The sequence below is a fragment of the Williamsia phyllosphaerae genome (assembly GCF_014635305.1).
In the GTDB taxonomy this organism is placed as follows: Bacteria; Actinomycetota; Actinomycetes; order Mycobacteriales; family Mycobacteriaceae; genus Williamsia_A; species Williamsia_A phyllosphaerae.
The window spans coordinates 1256951-1276591 of record NZ_BMCS01000001.1 but is presented as its reverse complement, the minus strand read 5'-3'; the positions used below and the strand labels follow the sequence as shown (position 1 = coordinate 1276591).

Sequence of the window (19641 nt, the reverse complement as noted above, 5' to 3'; positions counted from 1 at the left end):
GACTTTACGGCGGAACGCGCAGTTCAGCGGGGTGAACGGTCCTCAGGAGATGACGTCGAGCGAGGTGGTGAACGCCAGCAGGGCGGGATCGTGTTTCCAGAAGAACCGGGCCGCACGACGCGAGAGTGCCAGTGAGTCACAACGCCACGGCGCGATGTCGCTGCGGCATGCGCGGCCGGTGAGTACGAGGGTGTGCAGTGCGGACGTGCAGGCGAGGCCGTCACCGACGAGATGATGTGACCGGGTGACGGCCAGCGGGCCGAACGCGAAACCGGTCAGGTCCGAGTCCATGAGGGCGTCGCGCATCTCGTCGGTCACCGCGTACAGGTTGCGGCTGACGACGATACCGCTGGTCACCGGGTACTCGAGGGCCACGTGGCCGGACGTGGCCCGCGGCGGGTTGTGGCTGCGATCCCAGGTGGCGGTAAGCAACCGGATCGGGGCCGGCGGGCGCAGTCGGAAGAACGACGGACCGTCGGCGCGCTGCACCGTGTCAGCGGTGATGGTCTCGACGACGGACGGAAACGGTTCTGCGGCAACGGCGGTGGAGGTCATGATTCATGGTCACGCGCCCCGGCCGGCGGCACCAGACACGCGGCGTAAAGAAACCCGCGACGGCGTCAAGATGTCGTATCGAATGCCCCGGGGGTGGTTCAGCCGAGCCGACGGATCACCTCGGCCGCCGCGTCCACGGTGCTCGCGGCGCCGCCGAGGTCGGGGGGCACGACCGCACCGTGCCGGACCACATCGCGGACGGCAGCCCGGATGCGGGCCGCTTCGCCCGGCGCTCCGAGTTCGCTGAGCATCTGTGCGACGGTGAGGATCGTCGCGAACGGGTTCGCCACCCCGCGTCCGGCGATGTCGGGTGCACTGCCGTGGACGGGCTCGAACAGGCTCCCGTGCCCACCGACGTTCGCGCTGCTCGCGAGGCCGAGTCCTCCCATCACGCCGGCGCCGAGGTCGGAGAGGATGTCGCCGAACATGTTCTCCGCGACGATCACCCCGAACGACCCGGGCGATCGCACCATCGCCATCGCGACCGCATCGACGTTGGCGGTGTGCGCCTCGATGTCGGGGTGCTCGGCCGCGATCGCATCGAATCGCTCGCGAGCCAGCTCCCCACTCGCCCGCAGGACGTTCGGCTTGTCGGCGAGCGTGACGCGGGTGAAGCCGCCGGCCGCGGCCCGCTCGAAGGCACAGCGGAAGATGCGATCGAGACCCGAGCGGGTCTGCAGACGGAGGGCGACGGCGGTGTCGTCACGACCGGATTCGACGGCACCGGGATGGTCTCCGACGAGATCCCACAGAGCATCGTCGAGGCCGCGGTAGTCGTATCCCGCGTAGAGACCCTCGGTGTTCTCGCGGATCACGACGAAGTCGAAGTCGTCGCCGTACAGATCGGTGATCGGGCGGATGTTCGCGAACAGCCCGAGCCGCCGACGCAAAGCGATGACCGGAGACGCGTAGCGCCGACCGGTGCCACGCAGATCCGGTGGCAGCTCGGCCTCGGCCTCGCGCGGGGGTTTGCTGGTGATCGCGCCCATCAGCGTCGCGTCACACCGCTCGATCAGATCCCAGGTGGACGGCGGGATCGGTTCGCCCTCACGGCGCCAGCAGCCCCACCCGATCTCGCCGAACTCGACGCTCCACCCCACGCCCACCGCATCGAGGACCGGCAGCGCCGCATCGACGACCTCGGGGCCGATCCCATCGCCGGGGAGCACCGCGATCGTCGTCATCGCGCCATCGTGTCATCTGCGAGGAGGCGCACTATGGAGTGATGCACCTGTTCCGCAAACATGTCATCGCGTTCTCCGCGGCCGTGCTGGTCACCTCGGCGGGGCTCACCGCATGTGGGAGCGACGACGCCGCAGCAACGCACAACGACACCGACGGACTCTTCATCTCGGCGATGGCCATGCATCACGAACGCGCCATCGAGGTCGGACAACTCGCCGCCAACAAGGGGTCCGATGCCCGGGTTCGCGACTTCGGGCGGCTCATCGTCTCGCAGCAGTCACCGGAACTCAAAGCCCTGCGTGGTTGGTCGAGCGAGGTGCCGGCGCCCCCGAACGTCGACATGGGCATGCCCGACGGCTACGTCACCGACGCGGAGTTGGCCCGACTCCGTGGCGAAACCGGGGTCACGTTCGACCGCGACGTGCTGCTCGCGTCGGCGTCCAGCGAGACGGGAGCCGCGGCGATGGCGCAACGCGAGCTGGCGTCGGGCATCTACGACCCCGCACGCACGCTGGCGACCTCGATCGCGACCGCGCCCACCACGCAGATCCCGAAGCTCCACGAACTGGCCGCTCAGCTTCCCGGCTGAGTTCACGGGGGTGCGGGATCAGCAGAGGTCCGGGGGCGTCGGCCCGGTCAGTCCCTCGAGCGCCGCGCCCAGCGCGTCCTGATCGAGACCCGAGAGCGGCGCCATGACGCGTTCACGCACGCTCGCCAGGTGCGCCGGATAGGCCTCGACGAGCCGCGCGAATCCAGCGTCGGTGAGATGGGCGATCATGCCGCGACCGTCGGCGGCGTCCCGTGTCCTGCGCACCAGCCCCAGCTCCTGCTGGGCGTCGACGAGCCGCGTCATGCGGCTGGCCGAGAGCCCGACGAACGTCGCGAGCTCGCTCATGCGACGTTGCCGCCCCGGCGATTCCGACAGGATCATCAGCACCTGGTACTCGCTCAGGGTGATGTCGGAGTCGCGCTGCAGATCGATGTCGAGGGCGCGTGGGACCAGGATCAGAGCACGGGCCACTGCGCGCCACACCCGGGCCTCGGCATCCGACAGCGGACGTGACCGATCCGGCAGCACGTCACGTTCCTCGGGATCCGCCATGCCCGCAATTATTGCGTACGCAAATACTTTGTGTCACGCTGACCGGCAGTACTTGCGTAGGCAAGTTCCCTGGGCGAACCGCCCCGCGACCGAAGGAATGTCCATGTTCATCACCGCCGTGATCCTCAGCATCATCCTGGCGCTCGTCAGCGCAGCCGCCGGAGCTCCGAAAGCCCTGCTCAAGGGCCCCGCGTCCGAGCAGTTGACCGGCCGCAACCTGAGCCCGAACCTGGTCCGATTCATCGGTGCCGCCGAGGTCGCAGGCGCGGTCGGGCTGATCATCGGCATCTTCTGGCACCCGCTGGGGATCTTGGCCGGCATCGGTCTGGCCATCGTGTTCATCGGCGCCGTGGTCTTCCACGCGAAGTTCGGTGACTACAGCAACGCCGAGACCCGTGGCGCGTCACTCCCCGCAGCGGTTCTCGCGATTGTCTCCATCGCCGTGGTGATCACCCTCGCCGCTGCCTGAGTCCTGCGGCGACACCGGAGGTGACCTCTAGTTCGGACGATCTCGGTGCCGGGGCGTGATCACCGGGGAGGCGCACTCAGCCGCCCACATCTGCTGGAGCATGTGGAGTTCGCGGCGGCGGGCCCGACGGGCGGCGAGCCGGTGCATCGATCCGGCCAGCATGTGACCGAGTCCCACCCCCAGCATCGCGACCGCCCCACCGGGGCAACACGACATCGCGGCCATGTTCTGCGGAGTGTCCGGAGATGCCATGCTCACTACCCATCATGTGTCGTTCATCACTTGATCACCGCACTGTAATACAGATCACCCCAAGCGCAAACCACGTCCGACCAGGGGGTTAGAGTTCTGGCAGGGGGCCGGACGAGCACGAGGACGATCTGTGGCGCACTGGCAAGGCAATTCTTCGTTCGACGTGTTCGCTCTCCCGGACGAGCACAACGAGCTCCGAGCGGTGCTCCGTGACCTGTGCGAGAAGCAGATCGCCCCGTACGCCGCCGAGGTCGACGAGGACTCCCGCTACCCCGACGAGGCACTGACCGCGCTGAACGCCGCGGGGTTCTCCGCGATGCACATCCCCGATGAATACGGCGGCCAGGGCGCGGACGCGGTCGCGGCGTGCATCGTCATCGAGGAGGTGGCGCGGGTGTGCGCGTCGTCGTCGATGATCCCGATCGCCAACAAGCTGGGTACGCAGGGGATCGTGCTGCGCGGGTCGGACGAGATCAAGCAGCAGGTGTTCCCGTCACTGGCCTCGGGCGAGGCGATGGCCGCCTACGCACTGTCCGAGCGCGAGGCGGGCAGCGACGCCGCCGCCATGCGAACGCGCGCCCGTGCCGACGGCGACGCGTGGGTCCTCGACGGGTCGAAGTGTTGGATCACCAACGGCGGCAGGGCGACCTGGTACACCGTCATGGCGGTGACCGACCCCGACAAGGGCGCGAACGGGATCTCGTCGTTCGTGGTCCACAAGGACGACGAAGGATTCACGGTCGGGCCCACCGAACGGAAGATGGGCCTGCACGGCTCACCGACCGCAGAACTGTACTTCGAGAAGTGCCGGATCCCCGGCGACCGGATCATCGGCGAACCCGGAACCGGTTTCAAGACCGCGCTGGCCACCCTCGACCACACCCGCCCGACCATCGGGGCGCAGGCGGTCGGGATCGCGCAGGGAGCGCTCGACCACACCATCGCATATGTCAAGGAGCGCAAGCAGTTCGGCAAGTCGATCGCCCAGTTCCAGGGTGTGGAGTTCATGATCGCCGACATGGCGATGAAGATCGAGGCCGCCCGGTTGATGGTCTACTCGGCGGCCGCACGTGCCGAACGTGGCGAGGAGAAGATCGGTTTCATCGCCTCGGCGTCGAAGTGCTTTGCCTCCGACGTGGCGATGGAGGTGACCACCAACGCCGTGCAGTTGTTCGGCGGTGCCGGCTACACCCGCGACTTCCCCGTGGAGCGGATGATGCGCGATGCCAAGATCACGCAGATCTACGAGGGCACCAACCAGATCCAGCGCGTCGTGATGTCGCGGGCGCTGCTGCGCTGATCAGGCCGACGACCGACCCCAGGTGTAGTCGTCCTCGTCGACCGAGCGCGTCATCCGGATGTACTTCGCCGTCGACGCCGGCCAGTTGTTGGTGTTCTTACCGCTCGCGGTCTTGTACCAGCTGTTGCACCCCTGATTCCAGACCGTCTCCGACAACGCCGCCTGCACAGCGTCATTCGACACCGACTGGGCATCGGTACGGACCTCGATGGCCGAGCCGCGTCGCACGCGCAGCAGCCGGGTGGCCTCGATGATGTACCGCATCTGGGCCTCGAGCATCAGGATGATCGACGTGTGGCCGAGGTTGGTGTTCGGGCCGTAGAGCAGGAACATGTTGGGGAACCCGTTGACGGTCAGACCCAGGTGCGCGTACGCGCCGTCGGCCCACACGGTGTGCAGGTCGGTGTCGTCGCGTCCGGTCACCGAGATGCCGCGGAGGAAGTCGGTCGCGTGGAATCCGGTGCCGAAGATGATGGCGTCGACCTCGACCGACGTCCCGCCGGCGACGGTGATCGACGACGGCCCGACCTCGGCGATGGGTTCGGTGACGACATCGACGTGCGGGCCGGCCAGTGAGGCGAGGTAGTCGTTGGAGATGAGGATCCGCTTGCAGCCGATCGGATAGTCGGGCTTGAGCGCCTCGCGCAGATCGGGATCGGGGATCGACTTGGCCACCAGCCGTCGGTACCGCCAGGCGAACAGTTTCATCAGACCGGGATACCGGTTGAACGCGATCACCCGCGGCTCGAGCGTCACGTAGGTGAGCCACCTCGACAGCCGCTGGACGGCGGGCAGCGCGGCGAACACACGGCGCACGCGTTGCGAGTACGGGTAGTCGGCCTTGGGGATGACGTAGGGCGCCGACCGTTGGAACAGGTGCAGGCTCGCGACCTCGTCGGCGATCTTCGGGACGAACTGGATCGCCGAGGCACCGGTGCCGACGACGGCGACCCGTTTCCCGGCGAGCGGGTAGTCGTGGTCCCACTGCGCCGAGTGGAAGACGGTGCCCTCGAACTTCTCGATGCCGGGAACGTGCGGGGTGGCCGGGCGGCTCAGCTGCCCGCAGGCGAAGACGACGAGGTCGAAGACCGACACGGTGCCGTCGGCCAGGGTGACGGCCCACGTGTTCTCGGTGTCGTCATAGACCGCTGACTCCACTGCGGTCCGCAGTCGGATGTGTGGGTGCAGGTCGTATTCGCGGGCACAGTGCTGCAGGTAGTCGAGGATCTCCGGCTGGGGCGCGAATCGTCGGGACCATCGCGGGTTCGGGGCGAACGAGAACGAGTACAGGTGCGACGGCACGTCGCAGGCGGCGCCCGGATAGGTGTTCATCCGCCAACATCCGCCCACGTCGTCCCCGCGTTCGAAGACGGTGAAGTCCGTCAGGCCGGCGCGTTTCAGGCTGATCGCCATGCCGAGGCCGGCGAACCCGGCCCCGACGATCGCGATCGTGGGACGGTTGATTGTCGAGCCGTGGGTCATGGCCTGCCTTCGTCTGCTCGCGAGTCGGCACCCGCGCGGGTACCGATTGTGCGACACCGAGGTCCACGTTATCCGTCGGGGAGACCGGGGCGACCACTTTCTCGGGCGGCGTTCTCACGCCTGATGCTGCCTCAACAACTCGACCTGCTTCTCGAGCTCGGCGATTCGGTTCTGCAGGGGTTCGGCGGCGGCGCGGACCTCGTCCGCGGTGAACCGCGGGGTGATGAACTTCGGGCAGTTCCAGTCGAACGCCTCGACCGTGACCGTCAGCAGCGCATCCATCGGCCCGTCGATGCCGAGCCGGGCGAGCACGTCGGGCGACGGCGCGGTGTCGTATCGCGCACGACCGTAGATCTTCAGCCGGCGGCGAGCCGGGTAATCGACCGCGATGAGCGACACCCGATCATCGCCGTCGAGGTGTCCCGCGGTGATGTACTGCCGGTTCCCGGCACGCTCGGCCCACGCGATCTGTCGCGCGTCCGGACTGACGGTGACGAAGCCTTGCGGTCCACCCCGATGTTGCACATACGGCCATCCGTCTGCGCCCACCGACGCAATGTAGAAGCTGTCGCGGTCGGCGAGGAATTCGATCTCCTCGGGCCCGAGGCCGTCGGGTCCCGGCTGCGCGGCCATCATCTCGTACCGCCGTGCCGAATTGTGTCGCTCCTGATGGGCGACCTCATGTGGTCCGAATGCGATGTCGTAGTAGTTCGGCATGGGCTGGTCCTCGGTGGCAGTGGGTGTGGTCGCACCACGACGGTGCGCGGACGGTCGCTCTCAGCTGGGTGAGCTCCCCAGGAGCAGTGCGGGAAGACGGGTCAGCGCGCGATGGAATGCGTCGGTCTGACCGGTGACGCGGGCGAGCACGAGGGCACCCTCGATGGCGCAGATGGCGTCCTGAGCTCGAGCCGTGGCGTCATCGCGAGTGGCTCCGGCGGCGCGCGCGACGTCGGCGAAAGCGCTGATCCAGTGGTCCGCACCGGCGCGGAGATTGGTGCGGGCCGCGGTCCCGGCGTCGCCGACCGACAACATGTTCAGCAGGCACGGGTGCTCCCCACCCCGGTAGAAGGTCTCGAGATTGGCGGCGACACCGTCGATCCGATCAGCCGCGGGCGCGTCGGTGGTCAACGGCGACAGGATGTCGGTCGCGAACTGTGCGCCCACCGACCCGGCCACCTCAGCCGCCATCTGTTGCTTTCCGCCCGGGAACCGGTTGTAGAGGCTCGACTTCTGCAACCCGGTCGCTTCCGCGATGGTTGCGAGACTCGCACCGTCGTAGCCGACATCACGGAAGACGGTCTCCAGACGGTCGACGAGGTCGGTATCGGAGATGCTGCGAGGCGCCATGACTCCATTTGTACCGAACGATCGGTACAAATACAAGGCGGCGGCGCAACCACCGGGGCGAGCGGTCGAAGTGTGACCTGCGCTACGGTCAGATGATCGGACACGACGGTGTGTCCAATGGCCACCGAGGAATACGACATCTCGATTCACGACGAAGAGCGCAGCGTGCCCGCAACGGGGTCTTTCGACGCCCCCCATCACGATCTCACCGGCCGGCGCCCACTGCTCCCCCGCGACGACCCGTTCTACGAGACGGTCGACGGCCTCGCCGACCTCGCACCCGGAACGGTCCTGCGGTCCCGCGACGTCGGTCTGGCCTTCCTCGGGGTGATCCCTCAGCGGATCGCGGCGGTGCAGCTGTCGTATCGCACCACCGACATGAACGGTGATCCGATGGCCGCGGTCACGACCGTGTTGTCGCCGTCGAGCCGGCCCCCCGGCGAGGTCTACCCGATCGTCTCGTACCAGTGCGCCATCGATGCCATCGCGGGCCGGTGTTTCCCGTCGTACGCCCTGCGTCGCGGATCCAAGGCTCTCGGCGCTCTACCGCAGCTCGAATTCCTGCTGATCGCAGCCCTTCTGGCCGAGGGATGGGCGGTCTCGATCCCTGATCACGAAGGGCCGCGCGGATTGTGGGGCCTGCCCCGCGAGCCCGGCTACTGCGTGCTCGACGGGATCCGCGCCGCGATCAACCACGCCCCGCTGAACGTGGCCGGCTCCGCGCCGGTGGGTTTGTGGGGATACTCCGGCGGCGGCCTCGCCTCCGCGTGGGCCGCGGAGATGTACGCCGAGTACGCACCCGAACTCGACGTCGTCGGAGCCGTGTTGGGTTCTCCGGTCGGCGATCTCGGCAAGACGTACGAACGTCTCAACGGCAGCTTCTTCTCAGGTCTGCCCGCCCTGGTCGTCGGTGCGCTGACGCACGTCTACCCCGAGCTGCAGCGGGTCATCGAGACCCATGCCACCCCCGCGGGCAAGAAGTCGCTCGCCCGCCTGCAGAAGATGACCACCGTCGAGGCCGTGGTGCGGTTCATGTTCACCGACATGGCCTCCATGCTCGACCGCCCCCTCGAGGAGATCCTCGCGCTGCCCGAGGTGCGAGAGGTCTTCGACTCCATCCGACTCGGGCGATCGACACCCGCCATGCCGGTGTTGATCGTGCAGGCCGTCAACGATCGGATCATGTCGGTCGACGACATCGACGAGCTCGCGCGTCTCTACTCCGAGGGCGGCGCCAGCGTGACCTACCACCGGGACCGGTTCAGCGAACACATGCTGCTGCACCCGATGTCGGCACCGATGGCGTTGCGGTGGCTGCAGGATCGCTTCGATGGTCGCCCGGTGCGCGAGAACCGACTGCGCACCACGTGGCCCACGCTGTTGAACCCGGCGACCTACCAGGGCATGGCGCGTCTCGTCGCGATCTCGGCCAAGGTGGTCGGTGGGCGGGCCATCGCCCGCGCACCGCTGTCCGTGTTCGACAGGTGACCCTCACCGACTGAGACGGCCGTCCACATCGGCCGATCGTGTGGCGCACGACTCTCTCGTCGGGACGCTGTGACTCCCATGCCAAACCCTTTTCAGTGAACACGTGTACTCGTAGCATGGAGTCATCACGAGCAGACCGTGGGAGATCACAGATGATCCCACTCGATCGCTCCACGACCACCGCACAAAAGGGGTACACCATGGTCACCACCGTTCTCATCGTCGCCGGATTCGCCGCCCTCTCCTGGGCCTTCATGTCCTCCGGAGGCGGCCTCGAATTCGGCCGTCGCGAGATCTCGTCCGGGCGGCGCTGAGCGCACCCGATCCACATCTCGACCACCGCGAATCCCGCCCACCGTGGCGGGATTCGTCATGTCCGGGGTCGGTCGAGACGACCGGCTGGCATCGCACACTGCACGCACCCGAGGAGGGACTGTCGTTCCGTAGACGTGGTTACAGTGGAATGGTGTCGACGATTACAGCGTTGATACTTCGCGTAGCTCAGTAGTCGCCTCGTCAAACCTCTGCGGGGACTCATTCATCGCGGCTGACCGCCGCTCTTCGATTGTCGCGTCCCGATTTCCGTCTGGTGACGTGCGCATTCGATGTTCGAGCCCAGCCGTCCCATCTGCAGGAGGCCTGACATGACCGATCAATACACATTCCGCGACCCCAGCTCGATGTACGACGACTTCGACCCCAAGAGGGTCAGCCAACCCGGAGCCGGACTGGATTCCGAGATGCGGGACAAAGCCGATCTCGGCGCGGACACCTACCGCGGTTCGGGCCGTCTCGAGGGACGCAAAGCCCTCATCACCGGCGGCGACTCCGGGATCGGCGCCGCCACGGCGATCGCGTACGCCCGCGAGGGCGCCGACGTCGCGATCTCGTACCTACCCGAAGAAGAGTCCGACGCCGATGCCGTCGCAACTCTGATCACCGAGGCCGGCCGCAAGGCCGTCAAGATCCCCGGCGATGTCACCGACGCGGAGTACTGCCGGTCCGCCGTCGAGACCGCGGTCCGTGAGCTCGGTGGCCTCGATGCACTGGTGATCAACGCGGGCAAGCAGCAGCACGTCGAACGGATCGAGGACATCTCCGACGAGGAGTTCGACGCCACCGTGAAGACCAACGTCTACGCGATGTTCTGGACGGTGAAAGCCGCGGTGCCGCACATGCCCCCGGGATCGACGATCGTCGGGTCGTCGTCGATCCAGGCGTACCAGCCCTCGCCGCATCTGATCCACTACGCGATGACCAAGGCCTCGATCAACGCCTTCTTCAAGGGGTTGGCACAGCAGGTCGCCGAGCGCGGGATCCGCGTCAATGTCGTTGCTCCCGGACCGGTCTGGACGCCCCTGCAGACTGCGGGCGGACAGCCGACGGATGCTCTGCCCACCGTCGGCGAGCAGACGCCACTGGGTCGATGGGGACAACCGGCCGAACTCGCGACGGCCTACGTCTACCTCGCCTCACCCGAGTCGAGCTATGTGATCGGTGAGACCCTGCACGTCAACGGTGGGATGCCCACTCCGTGACCGATGTCGAACACCGTTCCGGCGCCGACCCGTTCGCGGGCGGCGCCGGTGACGGCACCGGTGAACCGCAACCCGTCACCGATCGGGACGAGCGCGGATACGCCGACATCCGTTCGTACGCGGCCCTCGGCGACGGGCGCACGGTCGCCCTCGTCGCGCGCGACGGACGCATCGACTGGCTGCCGCTGCCCGATCTCGACTCGGTGCCGCCGTTCGCGGCGTTGCTCGACGCCGACGAGGGTGGCTACCTCGCCCTGGAACCGACGGTGCCGTATCGGATCACGCGTCGCTACCTCCCGCTGACCGCTGTACTGGAGACGACGTTTCACACCGCGGACGGTGTCGCGCGGATCACCGACTCCCTCAACACCGGACTCGCCGGACGGCTGCCGTGGTGTGAACTCGCACGCCGTATCGACGGCGTGAGCGGAACGGTCGAGTTCCGCGGAACCGTTGCTCCCGGAACGCTTCTGCGTACGGCATCGCCATGGATCTCCGACACCGTGCACGGCACCGTGCTGCGCCTGGACGGTGTCACCATGGCAGTGCGGACCCTCCACGACGACGGTGTCGACGTCACCCCGCGCCGCATTGTGGCCCACTATCGCGCGACCCCCGGCTCACGGCACCTGCTCGGGCTGGTCAGCACCAACCGCGAGCCCCTGCACCTGCCGAACCCCGAGGACCTCGACAGGGGGATCACCCTCACCATCGGCAACTGGGAGCAGTGGGCGGAGTCGATTCACTACGACGGCCCATGGCAACAGACGGTCGTACGCAGCGCGATCGCGTTGAAGCAGCTCATCTACGCACCCACCGGTGCGGTCGCAGCAGCGGCCACGACCTCGCTGCCCGAATCCCTGACCACGGCCAAGAACTGGGACTACCGGTTCGCCTGGATCCGCGACGCCGCCTTCTCACTGACCGCCTTGTTCCAGCTCGGGATCCGCGAGGAGACGCACGGCGCCATCAGCTGGATGCTGCGCGTCCTGCGCTCGCAGGGACACGAGATCAGCGTTCTACAGGCGCTCGACGGGCACCTCCCCGACAGCGAGGTCACCGAGTTCGATGTCGAGGGGTGGCGAGGTCACGGACCGGTCGTCGGCGGCAACCGCGCCAGCGGTCAGCTGCAACTCGGGGTGTACGGCGACCTGTTCAACATCGTCCAGCTCTACGTCGACAACGGGAACGTCCTGGACGACGCGACCGGCCGACTCATGACGAGCATCGCCGATCAGGCCGCCGACCAGTGGCGTCGTGCCGATGCCGGGATCTGGGAACTCGAGGACGTCCGGCATTACACGACCTCGAAACTCGGCTGCTGGCAGGCACTCACCAAGGCGGTGCATCTGGGCGAGATCGGCCAGATCCCCGGACCCATCGAACGCTGGCAGTTCGAGGCGGACGCCATCGCCGGATGGATCGACGACAACTGCTGGTCCGATGAGCTGGACGCCTACGAGTTCTACCCCGGCAGTGGCGAACTCGACGCGTCGATCCTGCTGCACGCGATCAGCGGGTTCGACCGCGGCGATCGCATGCGTCGCACCATCGACGCCCTCATCCGCGATCTCGGCGACGGCCCGCACCTGTATCGGTTCACCGGCGCAGCCGATGAGGAGGCGAGCTTCGTCGCCTGCTCGTTCTGGATGGTGGCGGCGCTCGTGCACACCGACCAGCGGGATCGGGCCCGCGCCCTCATGGACGAACTCGTCGGATGCCTCAACGACGTCGGTCTGGTTTCGGAGATGATCGATCCTGCCGACGGCAGCTTCCTGGGCAACGTTCCGCAGGCGCTCAGCCATCTCGCGATCATCAACGCCGCGTTGACCATCCACTCCGACAACCCCTCCAGCGTGGGAGGCGAGGCACCCACCCGGCGGCCCGATCGGAACCGGTAGGACCCGTCGTACGCACGACGCCGGGCGCGGACCTCAGGCGTCGGGGATCTCCATGCCGAAGCTCTCCCGCGTGATGTCCTCCGGCTCCGGTCCGCCGCGGACACCGGTGTCGAGTCCGTCGATCGCGTCGAGTTCCTCGGCGGTGAGTTCGAAGTCGAAGATGTCGAAGTTCTCCACGATCCGCGACGGTGTGACCGACTTGGGGATCGACTGACGGCCCTGCTGCAGGTGCCACCGCAGCATGACCTGGGCGGCGGACTTCGAATGCGCGGTGGCGATCTCGCCGATGACCGGGTCCTGCAGGGTCGACCCCTGCGATCCGTCCCGGTAGAAGGTGATGCCACCGATGGGAGACCACGCCTGGTTGAGGATGCCGTGTTCGCTGTCGATGGTCAGCAGGTCGGACTGCCGGAAGTACGGGTGCACCTCGATCTGGTTGATCGCGGGGACCACCTCGGTCTCGGCGAGCAGGCGTTCGATGTGCGCCGGCATGAAGTTGGAGACACCGATGGCGCGGACCTTGCCGTCGGCGTAGAGCTTCTCCAACGCGCGGTAGGCGTCCAGGGTCAGATCGAACTCTCCGGGCAGCGCCTGGTGCAGGATCAACAGGTCGAGACGCTCGAGTCCGAGCTTGCCCGCGGCCTTGTCGAAGGCGTGCAGCGTGGCGTCGTACCCGAAGTCGGTGATCCAGATCTTCGTCTCGACGAACAACTCGTCGCGATCGAGGTCGGCTCGATGGATGGCCTCGCCGACCTCGCGCTCGTTGCCATACGCCGCGGCGGTGTCGATGTGGCGGTAGCCGGTCTCGAGAGCGGCCGCCACCGCCGAGCGGGTCTCGTCCGGCGGTGTCTGGTAGACGCCGAATCCGAGTGCGGGGATCTCGACGTCGTTGTTCAGGGTGAAGGTGGGAACGGTCATGACCCCACCGTAGGCATCGTCAGAGCCGGATGTTCTCGAGGTCGGCGAGCAACGCGGGGTGTGTCGGTTCCCATCCCAGGGCGTGGCGCGTGTGTGCGGCCGACGACGGTTGGTCCATCGCGAAGATCGGACCGAAGGGGCCGAACGTGTCGTCGGGCACCGACTCGACGGGGAGTCCGAGACGTCGACCGATGATCGCGGCCATGTCGCGCACCGCATCCCCCTCGTCGGCGACCGCGTGCCACGCCGTCCCCGCGGGCGCCGTCTCGAGCACCAGCCGGAACAGGACGGCCGCATCGAGGGCGTGCACCGCCGGCCAGCGCTGGGTCCCGTCGCCCGGATAGCCGGCCACCCCGGTGCGCCGGGCCGCCTGGGTGAGCAGCCCGGCGAATCCACCCTGGCCGTCGTTGTGAACCGTGCGCGGCATCCGGACAGCCGACGCACGCACACCGCGAGACGCCAACGCCAGCAACGCATTGACCGACACCGCGCGGCCCCCGACCGGCCCCTCGGTGGGGAGCGGATCGGTTTCGGTGGACGCACGACCCGGCACCCACGGCGTCCCCGACACGGTGACCAGCGGGCGGTCGGAGCCGATCAACGCCTCCCCCAGCGCGGCGAGCGCGGCCCCCTCCTCGGCGATTCCCGCGGTCAGTGCGTCCGCGCTGCTGTAGTCCCGCCCGAACGCCAGACTGACGACACCGTCGGCCGACGCGGCCGTCTTTCGCAAGAGGTCGAGGTCGGCGAGTTCGCCGCGGACCGTCGTCGCTCCCGCCCGGTCGAGGGCCTGCGCGGAACTCTCGGATCGGGCCAGCGCCACGACCGTGTGGCCGTTGCCGATGAGTTCATCGACCACGGGCGACCCGATGGTGCCGGTACCTCCGGTGACGAATACGTGCATGGTGATGTCCTGACGAGTGATGGGATAGTTGTCCCGTCACCGTACACCCGTGATGGGACTGTTGTCCCGTCGACTAGTATCGACCCATGGCTCGATGGCAACCCGGTGCGACCCAGCGACTCGTCGTCGCAGCGGTCGACCTGTTCACCGAGCAGGGCTACGACGCGACGACCGTCGCCCAGATCGCCGAACGTGCCGGTGTCACCAAGAGCACGTTCTTCCGGCACTTCTCGGACAAGCGCGAGTTGCTGGTCGCCGGACAGGAGACGCTGAGCCGACTGCTGGCCGAGGGGATCGGCGAGGCCCCGGCGGGGGCGAGTCCCCTGGAGGCCGTCGCGGCGGGCCTCGAGCGGGCGTCCGGTGAGATGGGTCCGGCCAACCGGGAGCTCGGGCCCCGGTTGAAGGCCGCGGTGGCGGCGAGCACCGAGCTGCAGGAACGTGACGCCCTCAAGAGCGTGGGTCTCGCGGCCGCGATGACCGAGGCCCTGGTGGCCCGCGGAGTCGCCGACCCTCTCGCACATCTCGCGGCGGAGCTGGGCGTTCTCGCCTTCAAACGCGGCTACGCCCGCTGGTCGGAGAACCCCGTCGACGACACCGGTCTTGCCCCACACGCACTGGCGGCACTTGCCGAGTTACGAGACGCGACAACATCTCTCGGCTGAGTCACCCCGGCGCACACTCACCCCTCGGTGATGCGGCCGTTCTCGACGTGCAGTGATCGGTCCAGCCGGACGTTCTCCAGCATTCGCCGGTCGTGCGTCACCAGCAGCAGGGTGCCGTCGTAGCTGTCCAGCGCCTGTTCGAGTTGCTCGATGGCGGCCAGATCGAGATGGTTGGTCGGCTCGTCGAGGACGAGCACGTTGGTTCCGACGGCCTGGAGTAGGGCCAGGCCCGCGCGGGTGCGCTCGCCCGGGGACAGCCCGTCAACCGGGCGGTCGACGTGGTCGGAGCGTAATCCGAACTTGGCGAGCAGTGTTCGCACATCCGCTGTGGTCCAGGTCGGTACGCGCTGCTCGAATCGGTCGACCAGCTTGCCCGTCCCGGCGAAGTCCGCGCGTGCCTGGTCGATCTCGCCGATCGCGACGTTGGCGCCCAGACTTGCGCGACCCTCGTCGGGTTCGCGACGACCCAGGAGCAGGCGCAGGAAGGTCGACTTCCCGGCACCGTTGGGTCCGGTGATGCCGACCCGCTCTCCCGCGTCGATCTGTAGCGACAGCGGCCCGAGGACGAAGTTGCCCTGCCGTACGACGGCGTCGTCGAGAGTGGCGATCACCGAGGACGAGCGGGGCGCGGATCCGATCGTGAACTCGAGCGACCATTCCTTGCGTGGCTCGACGACCTCGTCGAGACGCGCGATCCGGCTCTCCATCTGTCGGACCTTCTGCGCCTGCTTCTCACTCGACTCCGCAGCGGCCTTTCGACGGATCTTGTCGTTGTCCGGCGACTTCTTCATCGCGTTGCGCACGCCCTGGCTGGACCATTCCCGCTGCGTGCGGGCGCGTCCCACGAGGTCGGCCTTCTTCTCGGCGAACTCTTCGTACTCTTCGCGACGATGTCGCCGGGCGGTCTCGCGTTCTTCGAGGTAGCTGTCGTATCCGCCACCGAACACCGTGGTGGTGTTCTGAGCCAGGTCGAGTTCGAGCACCCGGGTCACGCTGCGGGCCAGGAACTCTCGGTCGTGACTGACCAGGACGACCCCGCCACGGAGGTTCTGCACGAAGCCCTCGAGCCGGGCGAGGCCGTCGAGGTCGAGGTCGTTGGTGGGTTCGTCGAGCAGGACGATGTCGAAACGCGAGACCATCAGAGCGGCGAGACCCACCCGGGCCGCCTGCCCACCGGACAGGGCGGTCATCAGGGTCGAGTCGGGCCGAACCGCGTCGGTGTCGAGGCCGAGGTCGGCGAGTACCGCCGGAAGGCGTTCCTCGAGATCCGCGGCGCCGGATGCGAGCCAGCGGTCGAGGGCTGCGGCGTAGACATCTGCCGGATCGTCTCCTGCGGCAACGAGATCCGGGTCGGCCAGGGCCGCGGCGGCGTCGTCCATCGCCTGTGTCGCCTCGGTACATCCGGCGCGGCGGGCGGTGTAGGCAGCCACCGTCTCGCCGGGCACCCGCTCGTGTTCCTGCGGCAACCAGCCGACGAACGCGTCGGCCGGAGCCAGGCTGATGGTGCCGTCAAGCGGCGCGAGGTCTCCGCCCAGGATCCGCAGCAGGGTGCTCTTACCTGCACCGTTGGCGCCGACCACCCCGATCACGTCGCCGGGAGCGACGGTGACGTCGAGTCCCTCGAACAGGGTGCGATGCGCGTAGCCGCCGGCCACATTCTTCGCGACGAGCGTTGCGGTCATGGGTAGATCATCCCATCACCGGCCGGTACCGCAGAAATCGTCGTCAGCCCTTGGCCATGTCGACGAAGCGGCTCAGATGCAGCTGATGTGCGACGGTGATCGTCGCGGTGGGGCCGTTACGGTGCTTGCCCAGGATGATGTCGGCCTCGCCGGCCCGGGGATCGTCGCGCTCGAACGCGTCGGGGCGATGCAGCAGGATGACCATGTCCGCGTCCTGCTCCAGCGAGCCCGACTCACGCAGGTCGGACACCATCGGCCGCTTGTCGGTGCGCTGTTCGGGACCACGGTTGAGCTGACTGATCGCGACGACGGGAACCTCGAGCTCCTTGGCCAGCAGCTTGATGCTTCGGGAGAACTCCGAGACCTCCTGCTGGCGGGACTCGACCTTCTTGCCCGAGCTCATCAGCTGCATGTAGTCGATGACCACGAGCTTGAGATCGTTGCGCTGCTTGAGCCTTCGGGCCTTGGCGCGGATCTCCATCATGGTGAGGTTGGGTGAGTCGTCGATGAACAGGGGCGCCTCGGAGATCTCGCCCATCCGGCGTGCCAGGCGCGTCCAGTCGTCGTCGGTCATCCGGCCCGACCTCATGTCGGCGAGCTTGATCTTGGCCTCGGCCGAGAGCAGACGCATGACGATGTCGGTCCTGCCCATCTCCAGGGAGAAGAAGGCGCTCGTCATGTGGTGGGTGATGGAGCAACTGCGCACGAAGTCCATGGCGAGCGTCGAGTTGTGCGTCGGGACCATCGATTCGCCGGCGAGGTACATCTGCCGCGGGTTGTCCACCTGGACGCAGCGGACCGGGACGCTGTCCACCGGACGTATCGACACGATGCAGCGGAGCCCGCTCTGACGACGAAGTTCCTTGTGGCGAACAGCTTTCCGATGCACCGTGAACACATCGTCGTCCGCGTCGACACGCAGCCACCCGGTGGCGGCACGCCGGAAGCTGTAGCCGAGACCGGCCACGAGGTCGCCGATGACGGTGCTCATGTGCTGGGTCGCCGCGGGCACGGTGATCCAGCCGTCGTCGTCGACGATGCCGCGGGCGTCGAGCAGACCCGCCAACAACGCACGCCGCTGGGCGACGGATCCGCGGAGGTACTCATAGGGCACCCGTCCACCGAGATCCGACATCAACGCCATGACGTCGACCGGGCCCTCGGCATCGATCCGCATGCCGATCTCGTGATCGTCGAACGCCATGCCCGCCAGCGCCGCAACGGTGTACGGGCCATACCCGAAACGCCTGCGCGGGAGGTCGAGGGGTTGGGCGTTGCGGACGGCGACGGTACCGACCTGGTCGAGGAGGGCGCCGGTGGTCTGCACCGTGCTCACCCCGTCGGACTCGGTGACCCACTGGTGCTCCTCGTCGGCGACGAGCACCGATCCGTCGGAGAACTCCACCTCGTAGCAGGGGCGATCGGTGAGCACCTCGGTCGTCGCGACCACGCGCGTCGGGCAGCCGTCGGCGTCGATCAGACGATCGCCGACCTTCACCTCGCCCATCGTGGTCCAACCGTGCGGGGTGGGCAGCGGGGTGTCGAGCGCGAGTGCCTTGCCCACACCGGGACGGGCGGCGACGATGATCATCTGCCCCGGGTGCAGACCGTTGGTGACGGAGTCGAGGTCCGCGAAACCCGTTGGCACACCCAGCGAGATGCCGCCGCGCGAGGCGATGGAGTCGATCTCGTCCATGGTCGGCTGCAGCAGTTCTTCGAGCGGGATGTAGTCCTCGGCGGTGCGGCGCTCGGTGACCTCGTACACCTCGGCCTGCGCGCGATCGACGACCTCGGCGACATCCTGGCCGTCGGCGCCCGCGTATCCGTACTGCACGATCCGGGTGCCTGCCTCGACGAGACGCCGCAGCGTCGCCTTCTCGGCGACGATCTCCGCGTAGTAGCCGGCGTTGGCCGCGGTCGGCACCGTCGCGATCAGCGTGTGGAGGTACGGCGCGCCACCGACGCGACGCAGTTCGCCGGACCGGTCGAGCTCCGCGGACACCGTGACGGCGTCTGCGGGCTCCCCCTTGCCGTACAGCTCGAGCACCGCGTCGTACACGGCCTGATGGGCCGGGCGGTAGAAGTCGCCGGGACGGAGCACCTCGAGCACGTCGGCGATGGCGTCCTTGGACAGCAGCATGCCGCCCAGCACCGACTGCTCGGCAGCGAGGTCCTGAGGGGGCTGGCGGCCGAACTCCTCAGCCGGAGGCGGCTCATCACGCGGCGAATGGCCGCGCTCGTCCACTACTGCCACCGTGCACCCTCTCCCCATCGACCCTGCCTGGCATGCGTCCACGTCCGCACCCGCGATACCCGCTGGTGTTCGCGACCACCTCGTCGCGCCGAACCGATCACGCCCGCTCGTGTTTTCTACTCCCGGGGTCCGACAGAGCGGACCCGGCACGAGGCACGGTCACGAGATTAGGTCCCGTTGTGATCCGCACCAAACCACCCTGTGGACCAAGTTGTTAGGTTCCTGTGGAGCAATCCCCCAATCGTGTTGACCGACTGTTGGCGCTTTGGGGACAAGCCGTCGTGCCAGAAGCGTTCACGCTGGTCACCGGCATCTGTGGGCACGCACAGGGTGTGCATCGAATTGCCTTCGGCGTGTCGTGAGACCGCGCAACCCGGGCGTGTTCGAATTTCGCAACAAATGCTGTCGGACGATCAGATGAAGGCCGCCACAATGCGGGGTTACGCCCAGCTGACGTCGACAACGGACATCGAGACATCCCGTGAAGGAGTACGTCCGTACCTCTGCAAGTCTAACGGCCGGGATCGTGGAGACGCACCAACCGCGAGCGGCGAAGGTTCTGACATGTCTGATCTCGCATCCGAAACCGTCACGCCCGTATGGAT

Annotated in this window: 19 protein-coding genes; 8 read left to right on the top strand and 11 right to left on the bottom strand. The window is 67.6% G+C overall.

Features of this window, described 5'->3' with window-relative positions:
• Positions 1-42: 42 nt before the first annotated feature.
• Positions 43-555 carry a hypothetical protein gene (locus tag IEV93_RS05915; RefSeq protein WP_188487821.1) on the bottom strand — a complete coding sequence of 171 codons (513 nt, stop codon included), beginning with the start codon at positions 553-555 and terminating at the stop codon, positions 43-45.
• A gap of 98 nt (positions 556-653) precedes the next feature.
• Complete coding sequence (locus IEV93_RS05910; protein ID WP_188487819.1) at positions 654-1739, bottom strand: isocitrate/isopropylmalate dehydrogenase family protein; 1086 nt, start codon at positions 1737-1739, stop codon at positions 654-656.
• Positions 1740-1780: 41 nt separating this feature from the next.
• Here IEV93_RS05910 and IEV93_RS05905 point away from each other — a divergent pair, with 41 nt between their 5' ends.
• Positions 1781-2329, top strand: coding sequence for a DUF305 domain-containing protein (locus IEV93_RS05905; RefSeq protein WP_188487817.1), 549 nt, complete (start codon positions 1781-1783; stop codon positions 2327-2329).
• A gap of 18 nt (positions 2330-2347) precedes the next feature.
• Here the strand turns inward: IEV93_RS05905 and IEV93_RS05900 are convergent, their stop codons facing one another.
• Positions 2348-2842, bottom strand: a complete 495-nt coding sequence (locus tag IEV93_RS05900) for a MarR family winged helix-turn-helix transcriptional regulator (protein ID WP_188487815.1) — start codon at positions 2840-2842, stop codon at positions 2348-2350.
• A gap of 103 nt (positions 2843-2945) precedes the next feature.
• On the opposite strand from IEV93_RS05900, the gene IEV93_RS05895 reads away from it, so the two are divergent.
• Positions 2946-3311: a DoxX family protein gene (locus IEV93_RS05895; RefSeq protein WP_188487813.1), complete on the top strand. Its 366-nt coding sequence runs from the start codon at positions 2946-2948 to the stop codon at positions 3309-3311.
• A gap of 27 nt (positions 3312-3338) precedes the next feature.
• On the opposite strand, the gene IEV93_RS05890 is transcribed toward IEV93_RS05895, so the two are convergent.
• Positions 3339-3563, bottom strand: coding sequence for a hypothetical protein (locus IEV93_RS05890; RefSeq protein ID WP_188487812.1), 225 nt, complete (start codon positions 3561-3563; stop codon positions 3339-3341).
• Between the two features lie 130 nt (positions 3564-3693).
• On the opposite strand from IEV93_RS05890, the gene IEV93_RS05885 reads away from it, so the two are divergent.
• Entirely contained in the window at positions 3694-4863 is a 1170-nt protein-coding gene (locus IEV93_RS05885; RefSeq protein ID WP_188487810.1) for an acyl-CoA dehydrogenase family protein, read from the top strand.
• On the opposite strand, the gene IEV93_RS05880 is transcribed toward IEV93_RS05885, so the two are convergent.
• The 3 genes from IEV93_RS05880 to IEV93_RS05870 form a co-directional block, all read right to left on the bottom strand.
• Positions 4864-6345, bottom strand: coding sequence for a flavin-containing monooxygenase (locus tag IEV93_RS05880; RefSeq protein ID WP_188487808.1), 1482 nt, complete (start codon positions 6343-6345; stop codon positions 4864-4866). It abuts the gene before it with no gap.
• Positions 6346-6459: 114 nt separating this feature from the next.
• Positions 6460-7062, bottom strand: a complete 603-nt coding sequence (locus IEV93_RS05875; RefSeq protein WP_188487806.1) for a pyridoxamine 5'-phosphate oxidase family protein — start codon at positions 7060-7062, stop codon at positions 6460-6462.
• Between the two features lie 60 nt (positions 7063-7122).
• On the bottom strand, positions 7123-7692 hold the full coding sequence (locus IEV93_RS05870; protein WP_188487804.1) for a TetR/AcrR family transcriptional regulator: 570 nt from the start codon (positions 7690-7692) through the stop codon (positions 7123-7125).
• A 117-nt stretch (positions 7693-7809) separates the two neighbouring features.
• Here IEV93_RS05870 and IEV93_RS05865 point away from each other — a divergent pair, with 117 nt between their 5' ends.
• The 4 genes from IEV93_RS05865 to IEV93_RS05850 all read left to right on the top strand — a co-directional run bounded on the left by IEV93_RS05865 (position 7810) and on the right by IEV93_RS05850 (position 12619).
• Positions 7810-9180 carry a lipase family protein gene (locus IEV93_RS05865; protein WP_188487802.1) on the top strand — a complete coding sequence of 457 codons (1371 nt, stop codon included), beginning with the start codon at positions 7810-7812 and terminating at the stop codon, positions 9178-9180.
• A gap of 152 nt (positions 9181-9332) precedes the next feature.
• A complete protein-coding gene (locus tag IEV93_RS05860) occupies positions 9333-9494 on the top strand; it encodes a hypothetical protein (RefSeq protein WP_188487800.1) in 162 nt (53 codons plus the stop codon).
• 330 nt (positions 9495-9824) lie between these two features.
• Entirely contained in the window at positions 9825-10718 is an 894-nt protein-coding gene (locus IEV93_RS05855; RefSeq protein WP_188487798.1) for an SDR family oxidoreductase, read from the top strand.
• Entirely contained in the window at positions 10715-12619 is a 1905-nt protein-coding gene (locus IEV93_RS05850) for a glycoside hydrolase family 15 protein (protein ID WP_188487797.1), read from the top strand. The genes IEV93_RS05855 and IEV93_RS05850 overlap by 4 nt, the downstream gene beginning before the upstream one ends.
• A gap of 33 nt (positions 12620-12652) precedes the next feature.
• On the opposite strand, the gene IEV93_RS05845 is transcribed toward IEV93_RS05850, so the two are convergent.
• Both IEV93_RS05845 and IEV93_RS05840 read right to left on the bottom strand, forming a co-directional pair.
• Positions 12653-13537 carry an aldo/keto reductase gene (locus tag IEV93_RS05845; RefSeq protein WP_188487795.1) on the bottom strand — a complete coding sequence of 295 codons (885 nt, stop codon included), beginning with the start codon at positions 13535-13537 and terminating at the stop codon, positions 12653-12655.
• A gap of 19 nt (positions 13538-13556) precedes the next feature.
• On the bottom strand, positions 13557-14438 hold the full coding sequence (locus IEV93_RS05840; protein ID WP_188487793.1) for an SDR family oxidoreductase: 882 nt from the start codon (positions 14436-14438) through the stop codon (positions 13557-13559).
• Between the two features lie 86 nt (positions 14439-14524).
• Between IEV93_RS05840 and IEV93_RS05835 the strand changes: the two genes are divergently transcribed.
• Positions 14525-15100 carry a TetR/AcrR family transcriptional regulator gene (locus IEV93_RS05835; protein ID WP_188487791.1) on the top strand — a complete coding sequence of 192 codons (576 nt, stop codon included), beginning with the start codon at positions 14525-14527 and terminating at the stop codon, positions 15098-15100.
• A 17-nt stretch (positions 15101-15117) separates the two neighbouring features.
• On the opposite strand, the gene IEV93_RS05830 is transcribed toward IEV93_RS05835, so the two are convergent.
• Together IEV93_RS05830 and dnaB are read right to left on the bottom strand one after the other, a co-directional pair.
• Positions 15118-16782: an ABC-F family ATP-binding cassette domain-containing protein gene (locus tag IEV93_RS05830; RefSeq protein WP_188487789.1), complete on the bottom strand. Its 1665-nt coding sequence runs from the start codon at positions 16780-16782 to the stop codon at positions 15118-15120.
• Between the two features lie 43 nt (positions 16783-16825).
• Complete coding sequence (gene dnaB / locus IEV93_RS05825; protein ID WP_229704909.1) at positions 16826-19036, bottom strand: replicative DNA helicase; 2211 nt, start codon at positions 19034-19036, stop codon at positions 16826-16828.
• Positions 19037-19641 lie beyond the last annotated feature (605 nt).

Excerpts from the sequence above, each read along its gene's own strand:
- IEV93_RS05880 (WP_188487808.1), bottom strand. The coding sequence starts at position 6,345 with ATGACCCACGGCTCGACAATCAACCGTCCCACGATCGCGATCGTCGGG.
- IEV93_RS05910 (WP_188487819.1), bottom strand. The coding sequence starts at position 1,739 with ATGACGACGATCGCGGTGCTCCCCGGCGATGGGATCGGCCCCGAGGTC.
- IEV93_RS05845 (WP_188487795.1), bottom strand. The coding sequence starts at position 13,537 with ATGACCGTTCCCACCTTCACCCTGAACAACGACGTCGAGATCCCCGCA.
- IEV93_RS05840 (WP_188487793.1), bottom strand. The coding sequence starts at position 14,438 with ATGCACGTATTCGTCACCGGAGGTACCGGCACCATCGGGTCGCCCGTG.
- IEV93_RS05915 (WP_188487821.1), bottom strand. The coding sequence starts at position 555 with ATGACCTCCACCGCCGTTGCCGCAGAACCGTTTCCGTCCGTCGTCGAG.
- IEV93_RS05895 (WP_188487813.1), top strand. The coding sequence starts at position 2,946 with ATGTTCATCACCGCCGTGATCCTCAGCATCATCCTGGCGCTCGTCAGC.
- IEV93_RS05890 (WP_188487812.1), bottom strand. The coding sequence starts at position 3,563 with ATGGCATCTCCGGACACTCCGCAGAACATGGCCGCGATGTCGTGTTGC.
- IEV93_RS05830 (WP_188487789.1), bottom strand. The coding sequence starts at position 16,782 with ATGACCGCAACGCTCGTCGCGAAGAATGTGGCCGGCGGCTACGCGCAT.
- IEV93_RS05870 (WP_188487804.1), bottom strand. The coding sequence starts at position 7,692 with ATGGCGCCTCGCAGCATCTCCGATACCGACCTCGTCGACCGTCTGGAG.
- IEV93_RS05875 (WP_188487806.1), bottom strand. The coding sequence starts at position 7,062 with ATGCCGAACTACTACGACATCGCATTCGGACCACATGAGGTCGCCCAT.
- IEV93_RS05865 (WP_188487802.1), top strand. The coding sequence starts at position 7,810 with ATGGCCACCGAGGAATACGACATCTCGATTCACGACGAAGAGCGCAGC.
- IEV93_RS05905 (WP_188487817.1), top strand. The coding sequence starts at position 1,781 with ATGCACCTGTTCCGCAAACATGTCATCGCGTTCTCCGCGGCCGTGCTG.
- IEV93_RS05855 (WP_188487798.1), top strand. The coding sequence starts at position 9,825 with ATGACCGATCAATACACATTCCGCGACCCCAGCTCGATGTACGACGAC.
- IEV93_RS05835 (WP_188487791.1), top strand. The coding sequence starts at position 14,525 with ATGGCTCGATGGCAACCCGGTGCGACCCAGCGACTCGTCGTCGCAGCG.
- IEV93_RS05860 (WP_188487800.1), top strand. The coding sequence starts at position 9,333 with ATGATCCCACTCGATCGCTCCACGACCACCGCACAAAAGGGGTACACC.
- IEV93_RS05900 (WP_188487815.1), bottom strand. The coding sequence starts at position 2,842 with ATGGCGGATCCCGAGGAACGTGACGTGCTGCCGGATCGGTCACGTCCG.